This is a genomic window from Spiroplasma endosymbiont of Halictus nicosiae, from assembly GCF_978018445.1.
The window spans coordinates 596,180-619,228 of the sequence record NZ_OZ389573.1 but is presented as its reverse complement, the minus strand read 5'-3'; the positions used below and the strand labels follow the sequence as shown (position 1 = coordinate 619,228).

32 protein-coding genes are annotated in these 23,049 nt (G+C 24.2%); 5 read left to right on the top strand and 27 right to left on the bottom strand.

The genetic code is table 4. The annotated features are described in order from the left end of the window. Positions 1-106 precede the first annotated feature (106 nt). The 3 genes from ACZ91P_RS04230 to ACZ91P_RS04220 all read right to left on the bottom strand — a co-directional run bounded on the left by ACZ91P_RS04230 (position 107) and on the right by ACZ91P_RS04220 (position 982). Positions 107-412, bottom strand: a complete 306-nt coding sequence (locus tag ACZ91P_RS04230; RefSeq protein WP_465158174.1) for a hypothetical protein — start codon at positions 410-412, stop codon at positions 107-109. Continuing rightward, positions 382-633 (bottom strand): hypothetical protein, encoded by a 252-nt coding sequence (locus ACZ91P_RS04225; protein ID WP_465158173.1) that lies wholly within the window; start codon positions 631-633, stop codon positions 382-384. The genes ACZ91P_RS04230 and ACZ91P_RS04225 overlap by 31 nt, the downstream gene beginning before the upstream one ends. Before the next feature lie 106 nt (positions 634-739). After that, positions 740-982 (bottom strand): hypothetical protein, encoded by a 243-nt coding sequence (locus tag ACZ91P_RS04220; RefSeq protein ID WP_465158172.1) that lies wholly within the window; start codon positions 980-982, stop codon positions 740-742. A gap of 286 nt (positions 983-1,268) precedes the next feature. Here ACZ91P_RS04220 and ACZ91P_RS04215 point away from each other — a divergent pair, with 286 nt between their 5' ends. Then, entirely contained in the window at positions 1,269-2,249 is a 981-nt protein-coding gene (locus ACZ91P_RS04215; protein ID WP_465158171.1) for an IS30 family transposase, read from the top strand. Between the two features lie 235 nt (positions 2,250-2,484). Here ACZ91P_RS04215 and ACZ91P_RS04210 read toward each other — a convergent pair whose 3' ends face one another. The 5 genes from ACZ91P_RS04210 to ACZ91P_RS04190 form a co-directional block, all read right to left on the bottom strand. Beyond that, the gene (locus ACZ91P_RS04210; RefSeq protein ID WP_164028212.1) at positions 2,485-2,661 is read right to left on the bottom strand and encodes a hypothetical protein; all 177 of its coding nucleotides are present in this window, start codon (positions 2,659-2,661) and stop codon (positions 2,485-2,487) included. Between the two features lie 4 nt (positions 2,662-2,665). Then, a complete protein-coding gene (locus tag ACZ91P_RS04205) occupies positions 2,666-2,845 on the bottom strand; it encodes a hypothetical protein (RefSeq protein WP_465158170.1) in 180 nt (59 codons plus the stop codon). Between the two features lie 221 nt (positions 2,846-3,066). Beyond that, positions 3,067-3,420, bottom strand: coding sequence for a hypothetical protein (locus ACZ91P_RS04200; RefSeq protein ID WP_465158169.1), 354 nt, complete (start codon positions 3,418-3,420; stop codon positions 3,067-3,069). 973 nt (positions 3,421-4,393) lie between these two features. Then, positions 4,394-5,074, bottom strand: coding sequence for a hypothetical protein (locus tag ACZ91P_RS04195; protein WP_465158168.1), 681 nt, complete (start codon positions 5,072-5,074; stop codon positions 4,394-4,396). A gap of 199 nt (positions 5,075-5,273) precedes the next feature. Beyond that, on the bottom strand, positions 5,274-5,573 hold the full coding sequence (locus ACZ91P_RS04190) for a hypothetical protein (protein WP_465158167.1): 300 nt from the start codon (positions 5,571-5,573) through the stop codon (positions 5,274-5,276). A gap of 235 nt (positions 5,574-5,808) precedes the next feature. On the opposite strand from ACZ91P_RS04190, the gene ACZ91P_RS04185 reads away from it, so the two are divergent. Both ACZ91P_RS04185 and ACZ91P_RS04180 read left to right on the top strand, forming a co-directional pair. After that, positions 5,809-6,423: a hypothetical protein gene (locus ACZ91P_RS04185; RefSeq protein WP_465158166.1), complete on the top strand. Its 615-nt coding sequence runs from the start codon at positions 5,809-5,811 to the stop codon at positions 6,421-6,423. A gap of 522 nt (positions 6,424-6,945) precedes the next feature. Continuing rightward, complete coding sequence (locus ACZ91P_RS04180) at positions 6,946-7,410, top strand: hypothetical protein (protein WP_465158164.1); 465 nt, start codon at positions 6,946-6,948, stop codon at positions 7,408-7,410. A 188-nt stretch (positions 7,411-7,598) separates the two neighbouring features. On the opposite strand, the gene ACZ91P_RS04175 is transcribed toward ACZ91P_RS04180, so the two are convergent. Then, a complete protein-coding gene (locus ACZ91P_RS04175) occupies positions 7,599-7,775 on the bottom strand; it encodes a S1 RNA-binding domain-containing protein (RefSeq protein ID WP_465155259.1) in 177 nt (58 codons plus the stop codon). Between the two features lie 303 nt (positions 7,776-8,078). On the opposite strand from ACZ91P_RS04175, the gene ACZ91P_RS04170 reads away from it, so the two are divergent. After that, the gene (locus ACZ91P_RS04170) at positions 8,079-8,591 is read left to right on the top strand and encodes a lipoprotein (protein ID WP_465158163.1); all 513 of its coding nucleotides are present in this window, start codon (positions 8,079-8,081) and stop codon (positions 8,589-8,591) included. 35 nt (positions 8,592-8,626) lie between these two features. Here ACZ91P_RS04170 and ACZ91P_RS04165 read toward each other — a convergent pair whose 3' ends face one another. From ACZ91P_RS04165 to ACZ91P_RS04150, 4 genes are read right to left on the bottom strand one after another with little or no spacing between them, the layout of a single operon-like run. Then, positions 8,627-8,932, bottom strand: coding sequence for a hypothetical protein (locus ACZ91P_RS04165; protein WP_465158162.1), 306 nt, complete (start codon positions 8,930-8,932; stop codon positions 8,627-8,629). Further along, positions 8,898-9,632, bottom strand: a complete 735-nt coding sequence (locus ACZ91P_RS04160; RefSeq protein WP_465158161.1) for a hypothetical protein — start codon at positions 9,630-9,632, stop codon at positions 8,898-8,900. Before ACZ91P_RS04160 ends, ACZ91P_RS04165 begins: the two co-directional genes overlap by 35 nt. Then, the gene (locus ACZ91P_RS04155) at positions 9,632-10,174 is read right to left on the bottom strand and encodes a hypothetical protein (protein ID WP_465158160.1); all 543 of its coding nucleotides are present in this window, start codon (positions 10,172-10,174) and stop codon (positions 9,632-9,634) included. The genes ACZ91P_RS04160 and ACZ91P_RS04155 overlap by 1 nt, the downstream gene beginning before the upstream one ends. A 20-nt stretch (positions 10,175-10,194) precedes the next feature. After that, the gene (locus ACZ91P_RS04150) at positions 10,195-10,638 is read right to left on the bottom strand and encodes a hypothetical protein (RefSeq protein WP_465158159.1); all 444 of its coding nucleotides are present in this window, start codon (positions 10,636-10,638) and stop codon (positions 10,195-10,197) included. 58 nt (positions 10,639-10,696) lie between these two features. Between ACZ91P_RS04150 and ACZ91P_RS04145 the strand changes: the two genes are divergently transcribed. Further along, positions 10,697-10,828, top strand: a complete 132-nt coding sequence (locus ACZ91P_RS04145; RefSeq protein WP_465158158.1) for a hypothetical protein — start codon at positions 10,697-10,699, stop codon at positions 10,826-10,828. Positions 10,829-10,897: 69 nt separating this feature from the next. On the opposite strand, the gene ACZ91P_RS04140 is transcribed toward ACZ91P_RS04145, so the two are convergent. The 14 genes from ACZ91P_RS04140 to ACZ91P_RS04075 all read right to left on the bottom strand — a co-directional run bounded on the left by ACZ91P_RS04140 (position 10,898) and on the right by ACZ91P_RS04075 (position 23,049). After that, positions 10,898-11,167 carry a hypothetical protein gene (locus ACZ91P_RS04140; protein WP_465158157.1) on the bottom strand — a complete coding sequence of 90 codons (270 nt, stop codon included), beginning with the start codon at positions 11,165-11,167 and terminating at the stop codon, positions 10,898-10,900. A 15-nt stretch (positions 11,168-11,182) separates the two neighbouring features. Further along, positions 11,183-12,118, bottom strand: coding sequence for a hypothetical protein (locus ACZ91P_RS04135; RefSeq protein WP_465158156.1), 936 nt, complete (start codon positions 12,116-12,118; stop codon positions 11,183-11,185). 82 nt (positions 12,119-12,200) lie between these two features. After that, entirely contained in the window at positions 12,201-12,350 is a 150-nt protein-coding gene (locus tag ACZ91P_RS04130) for a hypothetical protein (RefSeq protein WP_465158155.1), read from the bottom strand. Positions 12,351-12,429: 79 nt separating this feature from the next. Then, entirely contained in the window at positions 12,430-13,038 is a 609-nt protein-coding gene (locus tag ACZ91P_RS04125; protein WP_465158154.1) for a hypothetical protein, read from the bottom strand. A gap of 173 nt (positions 13,039-13,211) precedes the next feature. Beyond that, on the bottom strand, positions 13,212-13,727 hold the full coding sequence (locus tag ACZ91P_RS04120; protein WP_465158152.1) for a hypothetical protein: 516 nt from the start codon (positions 13,725-13,727) through the stop codon (positions 13,212-13,214). 102 nt (positions 13,728-13,829) lie between these two features. Next, complete coding sequence (locus tag ACZ91P_RS04115) at positions 13,830-14,984, bottom strand: hypothetical protein (RefSeq protein WP_465158151.1); 1,155 nt, start codon at positions 14,982-14,984, stop codon at positions 13,830-13,832. 637 nt (positions 14,985-15,621) lie between these two features. Then, complete coding sequence (locus ACZ91P_RS04110) at positions 15,622-15,762, bottom strand: hypothetical protein (RefSeq protein WP_465158150.1); 141 nt, start codon at positions 15,760-15,762, stop codon at positions 15,622-15,624. Then, positions 15,762-16,043, bottom strand: coding sequence for a hypothetical protein (locus ACZ91P_RS04105; protein WP_465158149.1), 282 nt, complete (start codon positions 16,041-16,043; stop codon positions 15,762-15,764). The genes ACZ91P_RS04110 and ACZ91P_RS04105 overlap by 1 nt, the downstream gene beginning before the upstream one ends. A 217-nt stretch (positions 16,044-16,260) precedes the next feature. Continuing rightward, on the bottom strand, positions 16,261-16,497 hold the full coding sequence (locus ACZ91P_RS04100; RefSeq protein ID WP_465158148.1) for a hypothetical protein: 237 nt from the start codon (positions 16,495-16,497) through the stop codon (positions 16,261-16,263). Next, positions 16,484-16,753: a hypothetical protein gene (locus tag ACZ91P_RS04095; protein ID WP_465158147.1), complete on the bottom strand. Its 270-nt coding sequence runs from the start codon at positions 16,751-16,753 to the stop codon at positions 16,484-16,486. The genes ACZ91P_RS04100 and ACZ91P_RS04095 overlap by 14 nt, the downstream gene beginning before the upstream one ends. Positions 16,754-18,636: 1,883 nt before the next feature. Then, the gene (nadE, locus tag ACZ91P_RS04090; protein ID WP_465158146.1) at positions 18,637-19,389 is read right to left on the bottom strand and encodes an NAD(+) synthase; all 753 of its coding nucleotides are present in this window, start codon (positions 19,387-19,389) and stop codon (positions 18,637-18,639) included. Further along, positions 19,389-20,693 (bottom strand): GTPase ObgE, encoded by a 1,305-nt coding sequence (gene obgE / locus ACZ91P_RS04085; protein ID WP_465158145.1) that lies wholly within the window; start codon positions 20,691-20,693, stop codon positions 19,389-19,391. Before obgE ends, nadE begins: the two co-directional genes overlap by 1 nt. Positions 20,694-21,143: 450 nt before the next feature. Further along, positions 21,144-21,764: a tRNA (adenosine(37)-N6)-dimethylallyltransferase gene (locus ACZ91P_RS04080; RefSeq protein WP_465158144.1), complete on the bottom strand. Its 621-nt coding sequence runs from the start codon at positions 21,762-21,764 to the stop codon at positions 21,144-21,146. Positions 21,765-22,032: 268 nt separating this feature from the next. Next, the gene (locus ACZ91P_RS04075) at positions 22,033-23,049 is read right to left on the bottom strand and encodes a hypothetical protein (protein WP_465158143.1); all 1,017 of its coding nucleotides are present in this window, start codon (positions 23,047-23,049) and stop codon (positions 22,033-22,035) included.

Genomic DNA, 23,049 nt, shown 5'->3' with positions numbered 1-23,049 from the left:
TATTCTAAATTAATTCGTAATGTTAATATTTACTTAAATAAAAACCAAGAAAAAGTTTAAAATGAATTTAATGACTTTACTTATTCACAACAAATCGAATATCTTATTAATTTTTATACATTTTTTTCCATAATTGACCAGTTGCTAATGTATCTGCTCCTATTTGGTCTAAAATTTTAGTATATGCTTTTGTAAATTGAGCAAATGCTGGTATTGCAACATGTACCATTAAATCGTATTTTTTAGTACCAAACATTAAAGCATTTACTTTTTGTACTAAATTAATTGAAATATCATTAATTTTATAAAATGTTTCTTGTGCTGTATCAGTATCTTTTGGAATAGGTAATTTAATAAATTGACCTGTTGCAATACATGAATCTACAACACCTTGTAAATAAATTGCATTCATATTTGAATATCAATTATGAGTAATTGTTCTGATTCACTCTTATTTTTTAATTCTTGTAATTTAGTATTAACAATTTCAAAATCTGTTTTATCAACTACATCTTCACGATTTTTAATTGATTCAGGAATTTGTTTAGCCTGAGCAGATAATAATTCATCAACTGCTTTCGCTTTTTCATCATCAATTTCTAAAATTTCTTTAATTTTTTCTAAATTTGCCATTATTTTTCGCTCCTTATTTGAGTGTAGGATTAACACTTTTAACAAATTATAGGTAAGACTCTTTTATAAAAGGAAGATTAACCTTATAAAAATATCATACCATAATTTAATTCTTTTTTACAATCATTGTGTTAATCATATCTTTATACTCTTTATTTTTTTGTTCCATATATAAAATAGTTTCATTCATTTTAATTTGAAACTCTTTAAAATGACTAATACATAATTGCACTGGTCAATCACCTTGCATTTTTCTTACTAAATCATCATTTTTATCTTTTTTAAATCTTGCTAATACCTTTCTTTTACAATTTGGCATTTTTTGGCCATTTTTTAATCCTTTTTGCATATTAAAATTGCTATTATTTAAACAATATGATTAAATAAAAGAGTAAAAAACTGTATTAATGTATAAAAGAACTCTCGCAAGTTATTTTTTTATTATCTATATTTTACATAAAAAAAGACTTTTGCAAGTTTATATTTTTGTAATTTTCTAAAACAGGTTAAGAGTAGGAAAATTCTTCCTTTTTAGATTTACAATATTATCTTATCATCATTAAATTTAATGTCAATAATTTACTTTTATTTTTTTTATTGTATTATGTAAATATTTTAAGAAAGGGTAGGAGAAAATGAAAAAGTTTAAACATTTAAGTTTTATTGAAAGATGTAATTTAAAAGAAGCGTTAAAATCTGATATTTTTAAGAAAAAAAATGGCACTCTTAATATATCAAAAATAGCAAGATATATGGGTCGTAGTAAAAGTACTATTAAATATCACTTAAAACATTATAAACATATTAAACGATATTATCCTATGCAAAAACATAAACGATATTTAGAAAATCGTAAAAATTGTAAAAAGAAAACTACTTTAACTTTTAAACAATTATTATGATTAGATAAAAAATTTAATAAATTTCATTATACATCTAAACAAATATGTAAATCATATGAAATTGAATTTAATGATAAATTCCCTATGTGTTTTAAAACACTTTATAAATATATTTATTTAGGTTTATTTGGTTTAAATAAACGTAATTTGTATTTTCATAGTAAAAAAAAGATACATAAAGGGAAAAAATATAAACGTGGTAATTTAAGCAATAATTTTAAAACTATTAAACAAGCAAAACATGAAAAAGGTACTTTTGGTTGATTTCAAATGGATACTATTGTTGGTAAAGATAAAAAATCAGCATGTTTAACATTAACAGAAGAATTAACTAAATTTACCTTTTTTAAAAAATTAAAAGAAAAAAATTCAACAGAAGTATTAGAAACTTTAAAACAAATTTTTAAAAATAAACTTTTAAAAAAACATTTAAAGGGAATTATAACTGATCAAGGAAAAGAATTTTGAAATTGAAAAGATATTAAAAAACATCTTAAAACAAATGTATATTTTTGTGATAAAGGTAGTCCTACACAAAAACCAATTGTAGAAAGAATGAATAGAGATATAAGGCGAGAATTACCAAAAAGTACTGATTTTAGAATTATTAAACAAGATAAAATAGATTGAATAATTAATACAATTAATGATAAGATAAGACCTTGTTTAAATTGAGAAACACCAACACAGTTATTTAATAAATATATTAAATAAATTTATTAAATAAAAAAACTTAATAAATTATTTTTTAGTGTGCCCAAATATACTAATTTTAAATAAATTAAAAAAATAATTTAAAAATACTTGCAAACTTATTTTTAAGTGATATTATTTTAAATAATAAGAGTAGGAAATAATTAATTGCATTTACACTATACATCATATAACAAAACAAAAGATAATTTTATGTTAAAACAAAAAAGAAAAAAAGGTAAAATTAATAAAATTTTTAACCTTTATCATCTAATAAGAAAAAATCAATATACTCATTTGTTACTTCTTCTAATGTTATTTTTTCAATTAAAACTTTGCTAGCATTAATTTGGCTAATTTTTTCATTATATTGTTTAACTAATTCAACTAATGGTGCATTAACTTCTTTTAACAATTCTTGTAATTCTAGCATTTCTTTAATTATGTTTTGACTTTTCTTGTAAATGCTGTATTGATTGCTTTTTTTGTTTTGCTAATTCATATAAATGACTAATTTCTTGATCAAGCTGAATTTTTAATTTTTTTAAAAGTTCTAAATTTTCAAGAGTAAACTTTACTAAAAAATCAGTATTATCTTCAATCAGTTTATCATCCATGTTAATTACTCCTTAAATTATCGTTACTATTTCCACTAATTATAAATATACTTTAAAATGCCTTATAAAACAAGTATTGCTAAAAAGCAAAATAAATTACTTTCAATAAGTTTTACAAACTTAAAAAAGATTTAAAGATGATATTTTAAAATATCATCTTTAAATCTTCGGCATAAGATTAATAACTAACTTTATTAGTTATTAATAAATTTTATTTGTCTTTAACCTTTATACTGTCAAAGTTCAGCAATTAAACCAGCTGCCATATTATCATTAGTTTTAGAAATTCCTTTTCCTGAGTCACTAGCATTTGGTTTAATCATAATTAAATCATTATAGTCGTGTAAAAATGGCATATATTTTCGACCAATTCGGCCACCATCTCGATCATTAATAAATGAGAATCCGCGATTAGGATTTCTTAAGACTCATACAGAATTATTATTTGCTGAATCATGTGCATGTTTTCCAACATTTCCTGATGTTACTCCGGCTGTGCGACCTGCTATTAATGTATGCTCATCAGTTATATTTACTTTAACTCAACCTGAAGGCATTTTAGAACCAACCAGCATTCACTTATATTCACCAATAATTCATTTTTCTTTATTTAATTTATCTTCTAAATTATTAATGATTTGATTTTGTTTTTCTTCTAAACTTTTTATTTTTTCATCAATGGTATTTGTTATCTCAATTAAATTTTTGCTATTTTCTTCGCGATGTTTTTCTTCTAAAGCAATAATTTTTTGGTCAACTTTTGCTTCTGATTCTTTTAGTGCGCCCGTAACCTTCTCATCAGTACTATTTACTACATCACTTAATTTTTGATCAATATTTCCTTCTGACTCTTTTTTTTATAAATTTATTTAATGTTGCACATATTATGCAGAGGACTTTGAGTTTGGGTCTTGTTAAATTTAAATTATTTATAAAAATTTATTATTATATTTTGGAAACTATTTAACACAAAAAAACATCTAAATTTTATTTGTTAATTTATTCAATTATATTTAAATTATGTTTTTAAACGTAAATTAATATAATTAATCCAAATTGATATAAACGATTATTACATCAGATGTATATCAATCTAATTCTTATTAATTTTATTATATAGCAAAAATAATAAAAAGCAATTTTTTAAAAAATAAAAACCACTTTATCTAACTTAATTATCAACAATTAAGTTAGATAAATAAAGTAGCATTATTTATTGTTATTAAAAATCAAGATTATTTATCATTATAGCATCAGGGATGCGCTGGTTGTAAATTTTCTAAAGCGTTATTGGAAAGATTACCATCAATATAATTAATAGTTCAAGAATAAGGTAGTATTCATTATTCTTAGGTTTTTAATAAAATTAAGTAATTAGAAGCAAATTAAGTTTCGCTTATAATTGAATGATAACAAAATTTATAAAAAATTCAACTTTTTTTAAAAATATAATTTTTAGTTGAAAAAATAATTTATAAATTTATGAAATTTGACACACTAAAAAATACTTTTTAAAGTTATTGCTAATTTTAAAAGGTTTTTATTTTTTTATAAAGATAAAAATTGATTTTGAAATTGATTTAAATTAAATATATTAAATTCAATTTTTTCTTTATTATTTTTATTAGTTTTATCAACTTTCTCATCATTAATTTGATTATTAAGTCTTAACATAGAAGCAATTAACATATTGATAAATATTTCTTTACAATATATTTTTGCGCCACGCCCTTTAACAGCCTTAATATAATTCGATACATCACCCTCAACATGACAACCAATATTATATTCTAATGATTGATTTACAATACCTTCTTCATTACTTTTAATTAATTCAATGGTTTTTAATAAAAATATTTTTTTATTACCATCAACATATGGTAAATGACATATTAAAAAATCTAATAATAATTTATAATTTCCAGTAAAGAAATATATTTTTGCTAATTTATATTTTATTCTATGAATTTTGATTCTATTTCGATTTGGAAATAATTGTTTAAATCTATTTGATAAATGAAATTTATCTAAACTATATGATACAGTGTTATTTTTATATTTTTCTTTTACTGCTCTATAAATTTTTTTAATTTGTTTTTCACGATCACTTAATATTAATATTTTAGTATTTTGATTAATATCATAAGTATCCATTGATTTAAAAATTTTATCAATAAAATTATCAATATTAGATTTATTATTTTTATTCTTATGATTTTTATTTATCATTTGAAAAACGCCTTTTTTCTTTTTCATTTTTATTCTGGTTTTTGTTGACTTTTATTGATCAACACCAACATGCATAGTCGCAAGAAATATTTTATTTTCAATTTTTTTTATTTTCTCACATTGGTTGAAAAGCTCCGTCAATTTGAATATATAAAACATTATTTGGAATTTTAATTTTATTATTATTTTTATTACTAATCTAATCGATTTCTTCTAAATCGTCATTTTTAAAAATATTAGATATTGTTCTTTCACTAATATTTGCATTCTCTGTTGTATGTAAAATATCTTTATATCTTTTTCCATTATCTATAAAAGACATATATTTATTTTTTAAATTTATTTCAATTCTTTCGTATTTTTTTAAACCTAATTCTTCATCTAAAGGATAACGATTTATATTTTCTTTTTTTTCTTCATCATATTTAACATATAATCTTCTTTTAATAGGAATATCTCCATATTCTGTTTTAATTGTTTTTGGCAATTTTGATATCACCTTATATCCTTGTAATATTTGTCCTTGTTGATATAATTTAAATATCTAATTATCTCTTTTAATCAAGAAATTTTTACTTTCATTGTTTGTTTCTATTATTTTATCTTTTTTATAATCTTCTAATAAATTTTGTTTTAATTCCATTTTATAATTTCCTTTCACATAAACAAATTATTTTAAAATATGATACTCAATACTTCACATAATCTTATCAAAAAAAGGAGGCTATTTAAAAATGCAGGATTTTACCAAAATTAATAACAAAAAACGGATTACTAGTTATAAATATTTAAATAAAAAATATGATTTGAATTTTAGTGACTATAATTTTGGTTTTGATTGAGAAGTATTTAAAGACTTTGTTGGTGATAGTTATGCCCGATATTTTACTTCACCAACTTTTTTTAAGTTTGTTTCAGCGGGGCGTGGTACTAATAAGACATGAAATCACATATCAGAAAAATTATTTTTTGCTTGTAATTTTACTGATGCTTCATCTAACATTTTACGAAGATATGCCAATACCCATGAAGATACTACATTTGGCGATATAATTAATGTATGTAATTATTTATACGATAAATATGGGATTAATATAGGAGCCGACAATGAAAATTGCATTGTTTGACCTAAAAATGTTAAAGAAGGTGGCGAAATTGTTTTTCCTAGTGGTGTGAGAATTGCTTTTGCGGGTTATGCTAATGGTAATAAAATTATGGGAAAAGTTGGTAAAGGTAGTGGTATTATATCAGCGTGAACAGATGAAATGATACATGCTGAAGAAAAAGAAATTTTAACTGATAAAGAATTAGAAAGTATCTTATGAAAAATATACTGATGAAAATGATAATGAACAATATAATTTAGATAATCCTATTCCAGTAAAAGAATTATCTTGGACATTTCAAGAATGAGACAACATAGCAAAACAATACATAACAGTAATAACATATTTTCATAAAACATATTCTAATCAATTTACTTTTAATCCTTTTGATAAATACCATGTCTTTTATGAAAAATTTGTAACCCCATATTTACCCTTAAATGAAAGAATTAAAAATATTTTAAAAGAACACAATCAAGTATATTCAGAAAACAAACAAGCATTTAATGGTTTGGGTATTTTTAATTTACGATTAACAATGGGTGCTGTTTGAAATAAAATACCTAATATTACTAAAAAACTTGTTTTAACAAACAAGAGCGACCTGATTTATTTGAACTTGAATACTACGGATTTGAATATAACGATAATGACCCCAGTATTTATGTTTTACGAAATTATCGTAAATATATTAAAGAGTATAATTTACAAGATTTTTATAATTCCAATACAAAACAGTATCAATTTGATAGTTATTCAATTGGTGTGGATTATGCTAATGGTAGTGAAGACCACACGGTGTTTTTATTTAGTGGTTATAAAATTAATGAAAATAATGAATATGATAAATATTTAATTAAAGAAAATGTTGTTACCCCAAAATATGCTACATTTCATTATGATATTAATGCACACGACTTTATGCAAAAATTACAAGAAGATATTTACCCTTATTTAGGCTATAAAATTAAGATGTTTAAAGCAAAAAAACATCAGACATCTCTTAATAAAGAAGCAGGTATAATCAATCGCGTAACCTGAATAAGAAAAATGTTTGTTCAAGGTAAAATATATGGCATATTAGATAACTTCCCATTTTTAGATAAGTGCATTAGTGAACTAAGATTTAGTGATACCAAAACAAATACACCCGATAGTAAAATGTACCATGACCCATATAATGCTTTGTTTTATGGTTCTTATCCATATCGTTTTAAAATGGGAATATAAAAAAGGTTTTAAAAACCTTATAAAATTTATAAATTTTATTTACTTTTTATTTATTAAATAATTAGTATTTAATGTTTTTTCTAAACTAGGTGATTTTTCTTGTATTTTATTACCATCATCATTTTTCAATAGTTCAGGATGACAATTTTTATAACTTAATTTAAGATGTTTTCTAACTGAATTAAAATCTAGTATCTCAACTTCAATTTCATCACCAACATCAAAAAATCTCTAATATCTCTAACAAAGTAATCTGAAATATCACTAATATGAATTAAACCATCAGCCTTTTCTGCTCTACAAAAAGAACCATAAGGTATAATGTTTGTTATTTTAACATTAACTTTATTTCCTTTTTTATACATAAAATTAAATATACTTCCTTTCTTTAAATGCTTTAATTATATCATTAAGACTATAAAAATCATTTGCAGGAATTGGGCGAGCGGTTGATTTTCTTAAATTTTTGTGATAAAATAACTTACAAGTTAAAAAAGTTTTGAGGTTCTTTCAAACAAATTTGGGAACCTTTATAAAATTCTTCGCTTAACGCTTAGAATTTTTCCCAAGTATTTTGAAAAGCGCGGCAAAAGTTTTTTAAACTTTAAGTAATTTTTCGCAAAACTTATGAAAATCACCGCGAGCCCAGATTGACCCTTTCCATATAAATGAAAAAGATATTAAGTCTTTTAAATACAATCACTTTAATTGGAACAAGTACAACAAATTTAGTTGCTTCTAATAAACCACAATATAGCGAAAAAGAATTAGCAGATTTAAAAGAAAAGAATAATATAAAAACAAACGATGGTATTTTAGAATGAATAGCACCACAAGAAAAACCATTTAATCAAGTGGATAATAAATGATATTTTGCTATATGGAAACCTAATAATTCTATTTATTGGAAAATATCAAAATTTAAACACGATACAAATAAAGGAAAAAAATGAGGCTTGAGATCCATTAAAACCATATTATATTGATCTCTTTTTATGGGTTTTTGAAAAAAAGAACAAGATTTATTAATAGATGATCAATCAGAAGATAAAATAGAACGAATTTTTTGAAATGAAGATAAGGGACAAAATTTTAAAGCAGTTTATCGTTGAAATTTAGAAAATACTAATGTACCTAATTTAATTATTGATAAAACCGATAATGTAAAAGTTAATGAATAATAAAAAGTCATTTATTAAAATGACTTTTTATATTTCTAATACAAACCATCAATTACATCTTCGGGTTTTTGTCCTTCAAATTTTTGGCGTAATTCAGCCACTTTATTTGTAGGATTACCTTTTTCATCGTATTTTACCCCTTGAAATTTACGGTCATAATTATAACCATATGTTAAATAATTCAATAAAACTTTATCTAAACCATTTTTATTTATTAAATCTAAAATATCTTTACCTTGAATATAGTTTTTTGCAATACTTCATGATAAAAAACTTTCGGTAAATCAATATTGAAATACTCTTAAATTAGGGTTTGTTTCAATTGGCAGAATAAACACCATTGATATTGCCTCAACACTTAATATTTCTAAATAACATTGATTTAGGATATTTAATTTCAATGCCAGTAAATACTGTATCTTCTGGCAATGATTTTTGTAAAACTAAATGAATACTATTCTGATTTTTTCACTTAAAATCAGTTATTTTAACTAAGTGGGTAGATTTAATAATATCAATGCCATCAGGTGAATAAGGACGCTTATATTCTTCAATAATATAACATTCATTTTTATTGTTTTCGGTAATTGGTTCATTAATAGAAACTATTTTTAAGTCATAGGATTCTAAAAATTCTTTATCTTGTTTTGAAATATCATTAATTAAAATATCTTTTTCATCAATCATTACATAACTTGTGCTATTATCTTGGACTGTGGTGTTTTGTTGAATTTGTAATTTAAAATTAAAATCACTAATTTCATAACCAGTTATTTTAATATATTCATCTTTGTCAATAAAACCTATTTTAACGCTATTTTGAGAATAGTTTAAGGTTGGTTTTTGTTTTGTCTTAACAAGATTATTAATTTTATAAATATATAAGGTTCTTGCACGGGCTTCTGTAAATAATTGTTCTAAATCAGGGTCGATGTACTGCGATTGACTAGCAAAATCTAACGGAATACTATCAATTGAATAGTCAATTGGTTCATCATTTTCTGCTAATTGTGCTAACATTTTTTCAGATGGTTTTAACATTATTCTTGTTTTCCTTCTTCATTAGGCATATTGATAATAGTTTCGTTGTTTTTTAATTGTCTGTTTAAAGTAGCATTTACTGGTAAGCGAACATCAACAATTAACTCGTCAATATTTTTAATATTGAATGTTCTACTGTTTAAAATAGCATTATCATATTTAATTAACTTAATAATAAATTCAGTTAATTTAATTTCTCTAATATATATCATTTGTTCGTATGATGCGTTTGTTTGAATATTTACACCAGCAACTTCTGCCTGAGTTTGTTGTGCTCCCTTAGCAATGGCGGGAACATGATGTCGATTTATTTTATAGTAATTTGTTAATAATCAATCATATATTTTAGTTAATTGCTCACCTTTAAAATTACCAGCAATATAGTCTACTGGTTGAAAATTACTATCAGGGTCTCCTTCAACTAATAACAAGTCATTTCCAATAAATGATGCCAGCATTTTACTAATTTCTTGGTCAACCACACCAGTAACTCCATTAGTATTAATAGTAAATTTACCACTATTTAATAATGGATCTAACATTATCTTTTCAGCAATAATATCTAAATACTAGCAAATTGTTTACCATAACGAGCAGAAGGCTCAAAATTAGGGTTATTAGGAATAATTTGAATTGGAATAAAATTAAGTGGTAATATTTCTTCTCTTTGTAAAGTTGTATAGTTATTTCATTTAGCATCATCAATATATAAGTCGGTAATAGTACTATATAATCGTGTTTTTAACTTTCTAATAACTTTAACTTGTTTAGTTACAGCATCAATCTCTAATTTTTCAGTAATAAAAATACTCTGGTCATTTTTAATATAAGGGTCATAATCAAAAGTGCAAGATACTAAATTACCTAATTCATCATACTGGTCATTGTAAAAATCAATAGTAAAAAAATTAAGTTTTGAATTATTAGCAAAAATAAAATATGCACCTTTACCATTCTTATTAATTTTATATTCGTTATATCAATTCTTATTGGTAAAGTCCTGCATTTTTAAAAAGCTATTAATTAATTTAGTATCTATTTTTTGATTAGTAAGTGGATTATAAATGCTAATTTCTAAATCTCGCGGATTTAAAAAATTAGCATTATCTTCACAAATTCTTTTTTCTAAAATCTCATTATGTTTTTGAACAGTAACATTTTTACAATTAGTAATCGTTGATGCTAAATTAAGATAATAACTATCAATATCATATTCTTTTTTTAATTTCTTTTTTGCTGGTAATAATCCGATTTATAACACCTATTTATTTTGTATCTTCTTTTTTAATAACATCTTCAATACTATCTTGTTTTTGTTGTTTGTTATGTGTTTTGATAAATATAATTGTTTCAATAATCAAAACTATAATTCCAGCTCCGATAAGCATTGCTGAAACAATAACATATGCTGGTCAAGAAATACCTAATGTTTTTTCTCCTATAAAACAAATAATAATTCCTGCAATAAAAAACAATGATGAAACTCCAAATATTTTCAAAAACATAATTACATCTTTAACTTCTACTTTTGGCATAATAACATCTCCTTTCTAATTTACCTTTTTTCTTTCAATAAACACAAATCCCAAAGGTCTAAATGTTGCTGGACCATTAACTCCAATATTAATCAATCCATCAGGATTAATAGATAATGCTAAACATGCACTATTAACACCTATTTGATCATATATAACACCTATTGTTTGTCTAAAACTATGCCTTGTTTGCAACATCCCTTGACTTTTTAAATCTCCTTTGATATTTTTTTCTGAGACTCAAATTCTATAAATATAATTTTCTTTATCAAAATTAGGAATATTATATCCTTTTTGACCAACTTTAAAATCACTAGTATCAACAATTTCTCAATCTGGAACTTTTGGTATAACAATTGATTTTTTTAATTCATCTAAAATTTCTTCTTTTATTTTTGCAAGTTTTTTATCTTTAATTTTTTCTATAACAAGTTTATCTAATAAAGCATCAACTTCTAATTGAGTATAATATGCTTCTAAATCAATCATTGTTAAATCAATACCTTCTTCTTGAAAAGTACGAAACATTTTCTTTAAAGTTGTTAAATTAGCCAATGATTTTGCATAGGTAGGCAATAGACCTTGTCATGTTGCCATAGGGTCATTTTGTGAAGAATAATTAATATCACCAACACTCATATTTGCCGAAGTAAAAAATTCAATTGGAATACGGTTAAATGTTCAATGTTCAATCGTAATAAACACCATATTAATACAAATTTTCTTTAATAATGGGTCTTTAAATGTTTCAAATTTTAGCTTTGAAAATGGATAGTTTAAGTAAGAATTAATCATATTTTGGGCTCTTAAAGCAAATGTTTTAAATCATAATTCTACATCACCTTTAAAGAACTTATTATAACGAACTGGAACTTTTGTAATTTTACCTGTCATTGGAATAAAATTATTATAATTTTCCAAAGTAACATTTTGTCATAATTCATTTAACATTTAATCATCTCCTTATCATTTACTTTTTTTAGAATATATTTTCTTTAATATAAATTTTTTACTATTTAGTAATGTTTTTGTTTTAATTTTTTTTGTTTAAATCTTGTTTTGTTCTGAGTTGTTTATATGCTTGAAATACTAGTCCATTACCCAATAAACTAGTAATTGCACTATCTTCTAGCGTATTTAACAATTTATCTTTATTAAAGTTATTTTTAAATTGTTCTTGCATTTTTAATATCTTAGCAATTGTCCGATATATTTTAAAACTATCTTTTACTACTTGCTGATAGCAAGTGGGGCAAAAGAAACTAAATTAAACAAACTTGTTTTTTTAAAAATCCCCAACCAATAAACCACTCACTGTTCATATAGAATTTAAACGGTTCAGGAGCCAAAACAAACTGTTCTGCTTTGATTAAAGTTGTCATAACGACAATAGGGACATATTTAGGATTTTTATAATATATTGTTAAAGCAACTTCACCCGCAACTGATAAAGGAACAATTTTAACTGCTAAAAAAACATCAGAACCATAAGCAAAAGGTAATAATTGACTTTTTTTAATAGCCTTAGTTTCAAATTTAGATAATATTTTTTTAGTTTTATCAGTAATTTTACTAATTACTTTTTGTTTAATAGTAATTATTTGTTTTTCAATTGGGGCTAATAATTTTTTAGTTACTTTTTGAATATAAAAATTTGGATTTAAATGATTTAAAATTTTATTTAATTTAATTGGTGTTTGATGAAAAATATTTAATAATTTATTATTATATATTTTACTGCCCCTCATTAAATTAGCATTTAATAGTAGATTTTTACCAACACCTTTTTTATGAAGATTAGTCATAATGTTATATCACTCATTAGTATTAATTTTACTTATTTTATCAATATTTAATCCATATTCAGACAATTATTTATTAGCATTTTTTCATTCACGCGTGGTATTTTTTGAACTAATTTAGGATTTATTTTTTGAATATTTTTCTCAATTTTTAATAAATTATTAATTGTTTCTAAATTAGAAACTTTAAAACCTTTATAAAAATCATTTCGGGCTAATTTTCCAATTGTATATAATAAAGTTTAATTATTAGCCTGCTTTGTAAAATCAAATATTAATTTAGAAGATAAAATCTTTTTACCTGTAACTTGCCTTACAACATCTTCTAAATTATTAGCAGTTATTACACCTAATTTTTCAAGTAGTTTAGTTTCTTTTGCTAATTTTAAAATTCTAGTTGTTCGAACAGCACGCGTTAATTTACCAATTCCACCAATTGCTGGTAAAAAATTTAAGGCGGTACTTTTTGCTGTTACTTCTGATGTTAATTTAACATATATTTGATTTACGGCAAAATCGGTTGCTGTTTCTACTCCAAACGAGATAAATGCTGCGGAAAAATTAGATAATCCCGCACCAAGACCAACAGCCGAAGCAATACCACCAGTTAAAACTGATAAATCAAGAGCTAAAACTTGAATTCCTAAAAATTCTAATAACTGTAAACCAAAATTTTTTTCTTGTTGTTGGATTGACAATCTAGTTGGATTTTTTTTAACAGCATAAATAAGGGCTGTTTTAGATGTTCCAATTGGCATATATATCAAACGAAAAAGTACTATTTTTTAGTACTATTAAGAATTTTTAATTTTAACATCAATCGGATTTGTTTGACCAGTAGTGTTGTTTTTACCTTCAATTTAAACAAAAACCTTGGTATCATTTGTAATATTTATTGGTCAATCAACACCAGCACTTTCAATAAAGTAATCAAAATCACTTTCAGTTAAAGAACTATTTACTGCTTTTACTGCTTTTAAAACAACATCTTTAAATTGTGGTTTTAACTGTTCGGCTGTTGCTTTTGTTGGGTCTGCAACATGAATAGTTGGTTTATCTAATTTATTAATTTTACTAATATCAATTTTTGAAACAATATGTTTAATAATTCCTTTTGGTTCAACCACTGCTCCACCTAAATATAAAACTCTTTCCATAATCAAAGTATTACCCATTCCAGTACCTAAGGCAGCAGCACCAACTCTTAACGGAGTATGATCTTTTTTGCGTAAAATAAGAGGGTCATATTTTTTGCTAAACTTAAAGGCAATTGCATTAACACCATCTGGTAATAATTCAATTGTTCCTTCTGAACCATCTTTATTAATAATTGATAATTTTTTAGGAACCATATAGTATGTTGTTCCTTCAACAGTTTTCATTGCTCCACTTGTTGTGATTACACTATTTATTTGGTCGTTTGCTCCAAGTTGTAACTGTAATTTATTACGAATTCCACGAATAAAATCAGCCGAACCTAAAACAATTGTTTCTGATGGAGTAAAGCCGTTTTCATATATTTTATCCATAATTTCATCATGAATTTGTAAAGCATTTGTATCATCTGCTTTTTTGCCTTGAATAGTTGTAACTGTTCCTTTATTAATAATTTCTAAAATTTTATTGCGTTTATAAGCAACCTCAGTATCCATTGCTTGCTCAATATCGGCAGCGCAAAGATTAGGATTAAAATCATTTTCTACAGGGTCTAATTTACGAGCAAAAGTTAAAATTGTATCTAATTCAACAACTCCATCTTCAAATTCTACTGTTAAATATTTTAGAAGATTATCATCGGTATTAAATACTTGTCCATCTTTTCCCAAGCCTTCATTATATTTAATATTTTTCTTTCTTTTATATGTTAAACCAAATTTATTTGCTTCTTTTCACGCAAATAAAGTTTCTCAACTAAATTTTTGTTGATAAGTTTGTAAATATCATTGTTCAAATATTTCTCGGTCTCTTTGTGTTGCTTGATTAGCAATATCGCCAAAAATTGTTTTTGGATCCATATTTTTATTCCTTCTTTCTTTTTATTAAATACATTGTCTGTATCTAAAATATTGTTTTCTTTGTTTACTACTTTTGGTACGCCCCCAGTATTAACTGTTTGTACCTTAATTAATTCATCATAAACACTTTGTAATTGTGTTTTAATGATTTCAATATCATCAGTAATATCATAAGATTTTAATAAAACATTTTTAAAATCTTCATTATCAGTTGAAGAATTAATAAAATCAATTACTTCAATTTGTTTTAGTTGAATTGTTTGTTGTTCAATTTGTGAAGTTAACTCAGTATTTTTTGCTTGTAGTTCATTGATTTGCTGATTATTATTTTCTAAATTAATTGCATTAAATTCTTCAACTTCAGCAGTATTTTTTAAAATAATTTCAGCAGTTTTAATATCTAAACTACCATCTTTATTTTTAATAGGTTCATTATTTTCATTTATAAGAACATATTTTACATTTTTTAATGCCATTGTTTTTCCTCCTATTTTTTAATATTTGTATTTGTTCTTTTTCTAATCGCTTTTTGTATAATTTCAAAACTATCTACTCTAAAAGACAAAAAAATAGCGTTTAGTTTTTATATTTAACTGATTAAATACTGAGCCTTTAATTTTTATCTCATCATCTTTTTTTAATTTCAAAAACTAATTTTTGTTTTAATAGGATTTTCATGTAATCTAACAGTTAATTCTAACTTATTAACTTTTTTATTTTTTATTTTAGGTTTATTAGTTATTGATTTTTTAGGTAAATTACTTTTTGTTTGAGACATTATTTAACATCCTTATTAGATAATTTGTCATATTTTAAACTGTCAACTAATATTCAATCGATAGAACCTGTTGAATATGGATTTTTGTAAAAATCTTCTTTATATAATTGTTGTTGTTTTAATTCTTCAATTTCACTACCTAAATTTTGATTAAAATTATGTGCCATATCTATTTGTTGTTTAAAACTATTTATTTCTTGTTCTTTTTCAGCAAGTTCTTTTTTAAATGTTTCATTTTCTTCTTTAAGTTTGTTAAATTTAATTGATTCTGTTATTGTCATTATTTATCACTTCCTTTTTTTAAAAATATTGTAAATGTTTTCAAGCATCTAATTCGTGCTCTATCATTTTAATATTTCCTTTATAAATATAATTTTTCTTAACAACTGGTGATTGTAAAACATAATTTAAATTAAATAGATATTTGCATAAAACTTTTAAACCACCAATGAATTTAGGAGTAGATAATGGATTTTTTATTTTTAAACCTTTGTGAAGTTAAAAATCTTCAATTATTACAATAACTTTATTTAAATAAGAACAAATTTTATTTTTAAACTCATTTAATATTAAATACATATTATTTATTGCTTCTTCTTCATTTTTGGAATTAAAAGTAATATTATTAATTATTTTATTTTGTAAAACATTATAAATAATAATACCAATTTGACCAATTCCAGCAGGATCAATTGCAATAATATATTTTAATTTATCTGGTTTATTTTTTTTCAATTTGTAATATTTTTCATCCATCTGATGCTAAATCTAAAATATCGTTAATTTTGTAATGTTGCATATAAGAAGCAATAATATCTCACTTGTTTTCAAATAAAATTAAGTACATTTTTGCTCATTCTAAACATTGCAAATCATAATGCTTTTTATGATGTGAAATACGACAATTAATAGGTTGACAATTAACTCAATCAAAAGATGTTGTTATTTCATTTCAAGTTTTATTAATATACAAACTTTTATATTCTGTCATTATATATACTCCTTAATTTTTTTATTTGTTGATCAAATTTCATCATTAATATTATTTGCAGTTACTGGATAAGCACATATCATTAATTCTTGTAATTTATTTTAGTATTTAATTACTTCACCGCTCACTCCCCAAAGTGAAGCGGGGGCGGATAGGATATTTTGATAGAGTTTACCCCCATACAGAAATAAAAAAACAGTTTACCCAGTTATTAATTACGCTTCATCCATCCCTACACAACTTTATATAAAGAAAATAACCTTTTGGAGTTCCAATCCTCTTTTTTTAGTGTCCGATATTGTTTTTTCGGTTTAACAGCACTTTTTTATGAAAACAAACCAAAAAACACATGCTCTGACATTTCACAAGTGATTAATCTTGTCGAGAATTAAAGAAATAAATAGGAGAGTAAATCCAATCGCTTTCACACTTTCTTTAAGATTTCGTGCCATAGATGAGTTATCCATTTTTAAGCATCAAAATATTAAGTTTTAGTATTGCATTATTCATTAGATAGTACCTTTATTAAAAATGATATTATTAGTTGTTAAACCGAAAAAATATAATAAATCACAGAAAGGAAATTATAAAAATTAACTAGTTTGTACGGCAAAATAGGTTAATTTTTAATTTTAAAGATACTATCTGATGAATAATGCAAATAAAAAAATCGTTCTAATAAGCGATTACTTTAATTTGTATTTAATTACTTTATTTATAATTTTTATAAAACCTAAGATTTTTTCCGACTACCAAGAATCTTTATCAGGTTGAATATCTTGTTATTGAGCTTTTAGTATTAATTGACCACAATATTTGCATGGTGCTTCTTGAAAAAGATCATATTTACTATAATCTTTGTGAATCTTTGTGTTCAAAATATTTTTGAACTTTATTCATTGCATATGATTTTCAAATTGAATTTCTTTCGTATCTTCCTCATTTATGATTTATATGTTTCATAAAAACCTCCATAATTCTTTTCTTATAAAAAATGTTTCTAATTTTTTATTACTTAATAGGTTTCTTTAAAGAAATACGGAAACATGCTTCTTTAAATATAAAATTTTATAAATACATAATAATATCCTAATTGCATTTTTGCAATTTAACATAATTAAAGTAACAATTAAGGTAAAAAACATTAATTGTTAAAATTACATTATTTAAACTATATTTTTACTTTTAAATCGATATAAACAATAATTACATCAGATATATATCAATATTATTATTTTCATTATATAACAAAAATAAACAAACAATCCACTTTAAACAAAAATGTATTAACTTTATCATAAAGGTGGTGCTCACACTTTTGGGAAACATTTAATTTCCTTGATTTTATTAAAAATCCTAATTAAAATTAATTGTTTTAGTTTACTTAATTTTGCTATCAAAATAATAATTAATAATCACATTTTAAAAGCATAGACTGTTTTTGACTCCTAAAATATGATATGTAAATAATAAATTAAGTAATAAAAACAAATTAATAATAAATAATAAAAAAATAATTTTTTATAAAACCTAAATGTATGCCCATTCATAAATAAAATATTCCTTCCAATAAATTACTTTTGTAATAAAAAATAATCTAATATTCTATGTTTTAAAAATATCTTAACATTATTTAGTAGTAATATTTAAATTTAAAAAAACTAAATTATCTACATTAGTTAATTTCAATTTCTCATTTAAATATAAGTTTACTTAAAATAAATATTATAATTGTTCAAAGACATAATGTAATAATTGAAATATATAACTTTTGAAATTCTAAAACTTAACTTCAAAAAAATGTTCTTTCTTTGAAATTACTAAAAGATAAAGACATTAATTCTAATTAAAAAAAGTTTTACAATACTAATTGCAAAACAATTTTAATTTTTGCTAACAGAAATTAACGAACTAAAAATATTGGGTGGTCCTTTAGGTAATCGTCGTTTATGTTCAGAACTTTGATGTAATTGTTTAATTTGTTGTGCAATAGCTGCTGGAACCGATTTTCCTTGTAAATAATAATCTAATTGTTGATAGGTAAATCCTAATTCTTTTTCGTCAGTTTGATTAGTTCATAATCCCGCTGTTGGTGGACGTGAAATAATTTGTGATGGCACACCTAATAGTTGTGCTGCTTGCTGAACTTCAGATTTTAGTAAATGAATAATAGGAACTAAATCAGCAGCACCATCACCATATTTAGTAAAATATCCAACATGTCATTCATCAGCATTATCTGTACCCAAAACCATATAATTATGGCTTTGTGCTAAAGCATATAGGGTCGTCATTCGTAACCGTGGTTTAATATTAGCGAATGCTAATTGATGTGGTAATAAAGCTAATGTTGCAATTAAATTATCATATGTTGCTGTTAAATCAACAAGATGATAATTTAATTGATGATTATTAATTAATAATTGTGCACATTCTTGATCAAAATAATCAGAATGACAGGGCATGATAACTGCTAAATGATGATTAGGAAAAGCTTGTTTTGCTAATAAACTAACAACAGCTGAATCAATTCCGCCAGATAAACCAACAATAACCCCTTCGCATTTGGATTTTGTTACTTCTGCTTTAATTCATTTTACTAAATAACTCAAATATTGTTTTAATTCTTTCATCATTATCCATCCCATTCTAATTCGTAATCAAAAATGCGAACAATATCTCCTGCTTTTGCTCCTTTTGCTCGTAATATTTCAAAAACTTTTAAATCTTGTAATTTTTTATTAAATAATAATAGATTATCATAAGTTGTAATTGGTGTTTTATGATAAGCTTGATAAACTGCTGCCCCCGCTACTTTTCAAACACCATTGCCAAGATTAACAACTTCCACCTCTTGTTCAATTGGTGCGGTATACTTATATACTTTATAATCTTCTTCCGTTGATGTTATTTCATCTAATTGCCATAATGCTTTATTATCCTTAATTTTTGTCAAAGCTGCCCGAATTTGATTTATTAACAATGATAAATTTTGATTCATTAAACCACTAACTTCAATAATTTCTGCAGTTGGAATTTGCGTCTTAAATTTAATTAAATTTTTTGCTGCAATCTCAAGATCCATTTTATTTGCTACAATAATTTCTGGTCGTAATTCTAATTTATAATTATATTTTTTTAATTCTGTTTTAACATTTAAATAATTTTGGTAAACATCTTCTGTTCCATAATTCCCTGACATATCTAAGACATGGACAATCAATTTACAACGTTCAATATGGCGTAAAAAATCATGTCCTAGTCCCTTACCTGCTGCTGCGCCATCAATTAACCCTGGTAAATCTGCAACAACAAAACTATGATGTTTTCGATCTTGAACCACTCCTAATTGCGGGGTTAAGGTAGTAAATGGATAATCAGCTATTTGTGGTTTAGCTTTTGAAATTTTTGCTAATAAAGTTGATTTACCAGCATTCGGTAAACCAACTAGACCAACATCAGCTAAAACTTTTAATTCACAATGAATCTCTAATGTCTCCCCTAAATCACCAGCTTCAAAGATAGTCGGTGCTTTATTTTTAGAATTTGCAAAGCGAGCATTACCACGGCCACCCTGGCCACCTTTTGCTAAGACAACTTCTTGCTGATGAGTAGTAATATCACCAATAATTTCATTTGTTTGATTATTATATATTAATGTACCTAACGGAACTTTAATATACTTATTAATAGCATTTTTACCATGCATATTTTTAATGCTTCCATTTTGACCATCGGCTGCTTTAATTTCTCTCTGATATTTTAAATCAAGTAATGTATTCATCCCTTCATCGCCAACAAAAATAATGCTACCACCATTACCACCATCGCCACCAGAAGGACCACCTTTTGGAACATATAATTCACGATGAAAAGCAACGGCACCATCACCGCCTTTTCCTGCAAATAATTTAATTGTTGCAACATCAATAAATTTCATTACGTATCCTTTTCTCGTTATGTTAATTTTGTGCCCTTAAAAATAATCACCATTGTCATTACATTATAAATAATTTTTATCTACTAACAATGTTATCTTTGTTTTTCCTAGCTTAATACTTCTAATTGTTTTAAAACTACTTTGTCAATTAAAAGTAACCCTTTTTATTTTTTGCTTCAATAACTTATTATAAAATTAGAAGATACTTTTAGTATATTAAAATATTTCTTGCACTAATTCTCCTTATATTAAAAAACTTATTAATTAAGTTATATAAATTTATCTTGATAAGTAAAGAAACCTACTTTAAATTTTTTCTTTAATTCTTAAATCGTTTTTATATTTAGACATATTATATTATAACAAAATTTAAATATTTTAGGAGTTATTTAATCTTTAAAAAAGAAAAAAACAATTAAAATTTTTTTAGAAAATGTTATTAAAAGTAAATTATGATTTTAAATAATTACTATTTTTAAATTCAACCATAATTTGTTGACAAAGATCATCAAACTGTGAATAAGAAAATGAATATCAATGAACATTTGTTAATTTATTTTTAAATCATGTTATTTGTTTTTTAGCATAAATTTTATTAGCTTGAACCATTGTTGCTAATGTTGCATCATATGAAAGCTCGCCTTTTAAATAACGAATAATCTCTGGACAGTCAATAATTTTCATACTTTGTTTTGCTGAATCATAATTGCAATATTTATATGCTGCTTCAACTTCAGCAAATAAACCCCGCTCTGTTAATCGTAATACTCGTTCAGATAAATATTGATGCAGTTCTGTTTTATCTGGTAATTGAGCTAATATTTTTCGCCCTTCTTGTTGATACATCTTAATGGAATAATTCTCATTTAAATCAATTGTTGATAATAAATGGTGTAGAATACCAACTTGTTCAGATGGTGTTATTTTATTTGTTACAAGATTTAACCCATTAAAAATTTGAGTAGCATCAGCATTAATACATTCCCCATTAAAACGCTGAGCCATCTTAATTGATAAATCAGTTTTACCACTTCCTGTTGGACCAACAATTAAAATAACTTTTTTCTGCACAATCAAAACCTCACTAATCTCTTTATAAATTTTATCAGTTGGTATTTACAATTTACAAATAAAAAACTAACATTCAACTGTTAGCCTTTACTTTATTTTAAAAATAACTCTGAACCGCTTTAAGTACTTGGGTGTAGAGTTACTGATTTATATAGCGGTTAATAACCCCAAACACACCTTAACGTTATAATAAACGTAGAAAATTGTCCTTGCGGACAATTATATTTTATCATATTTTATTTCTTTTTTAAAAAATGGTAAACCGCATTTATTCAATTCTTAATAAATTAGAAATTACAAATCTTCCGATTAAATAACTAGAAACTGTTCCATAGATATTTGCAACAACTAATTTAACTCCAATTTTTTGTTCAATTGGTAAAATTGGTAAGTTTTCAAAAATATTTTCGTTACTATTAACAACAGGATGGCCATCAATAAAATATTTGGTTCATTTTTCAGGATCTCAGACCGTAAAAGTTAAAGTGATTCCTGCAATATCATGACTAATAATATTTTGAATGCTTTCTTTATCGTTTTTGTTGCTATATTCTTTTCAAATATTTTTTAATTGAACATTATAATGTGTCTGCACTTTTTGCAAGTAAGTGTTAAGTAAAACATAATAAAAAATTCCTTGATCAAATTTTGTGTTTTCATTATAATTTGCGCTAGTAGGATTTAAAGTCCATGAATGAGAATCTTTAAATCAATCTTTTATATTTTCACTACGAAGTTGGTCAACATATAATCAACGTTTTTTGTCATATAAATCTGATTTTTCTGAAATTGGATTATCATAATAAGATACTAAAGTTTCTAAATCAGTTACTGTTTTATTTTTACTTGTTTGATCTAAATATCAATTATATTTCTTAACAACCGTTGGTCACGGCTGACTTCTTAAATCTCGCGATGACAGTAAACTTTTTTTCATATATTCTAAACTATCTTTTGCTAAATTTTCTTCACTATGAATTTTTTTTAATTGCGACATAGTTAGTTGCGTTTGTTTTAAAATATCTTTGTTTTCAATATTAATATTCATAATATTTTCTTTTGGGAAAAAAGTTGGTTTTACTCATGTATCAAAATTATAATCAAATAATGTGTTAACCTTACTATTTTTATCCAAAACAAAGCTATTAATAGTTTTCTTAGTATTTTCTGAAATTTGATTATCTGAAATATAAGGTAAATCAGGGATTGGATTACATCCAATTGTGTATGTTACCGGAGCAGCTAAGATGCTAATTGCAGCAAAGACACTGAACAATTTTTTCAT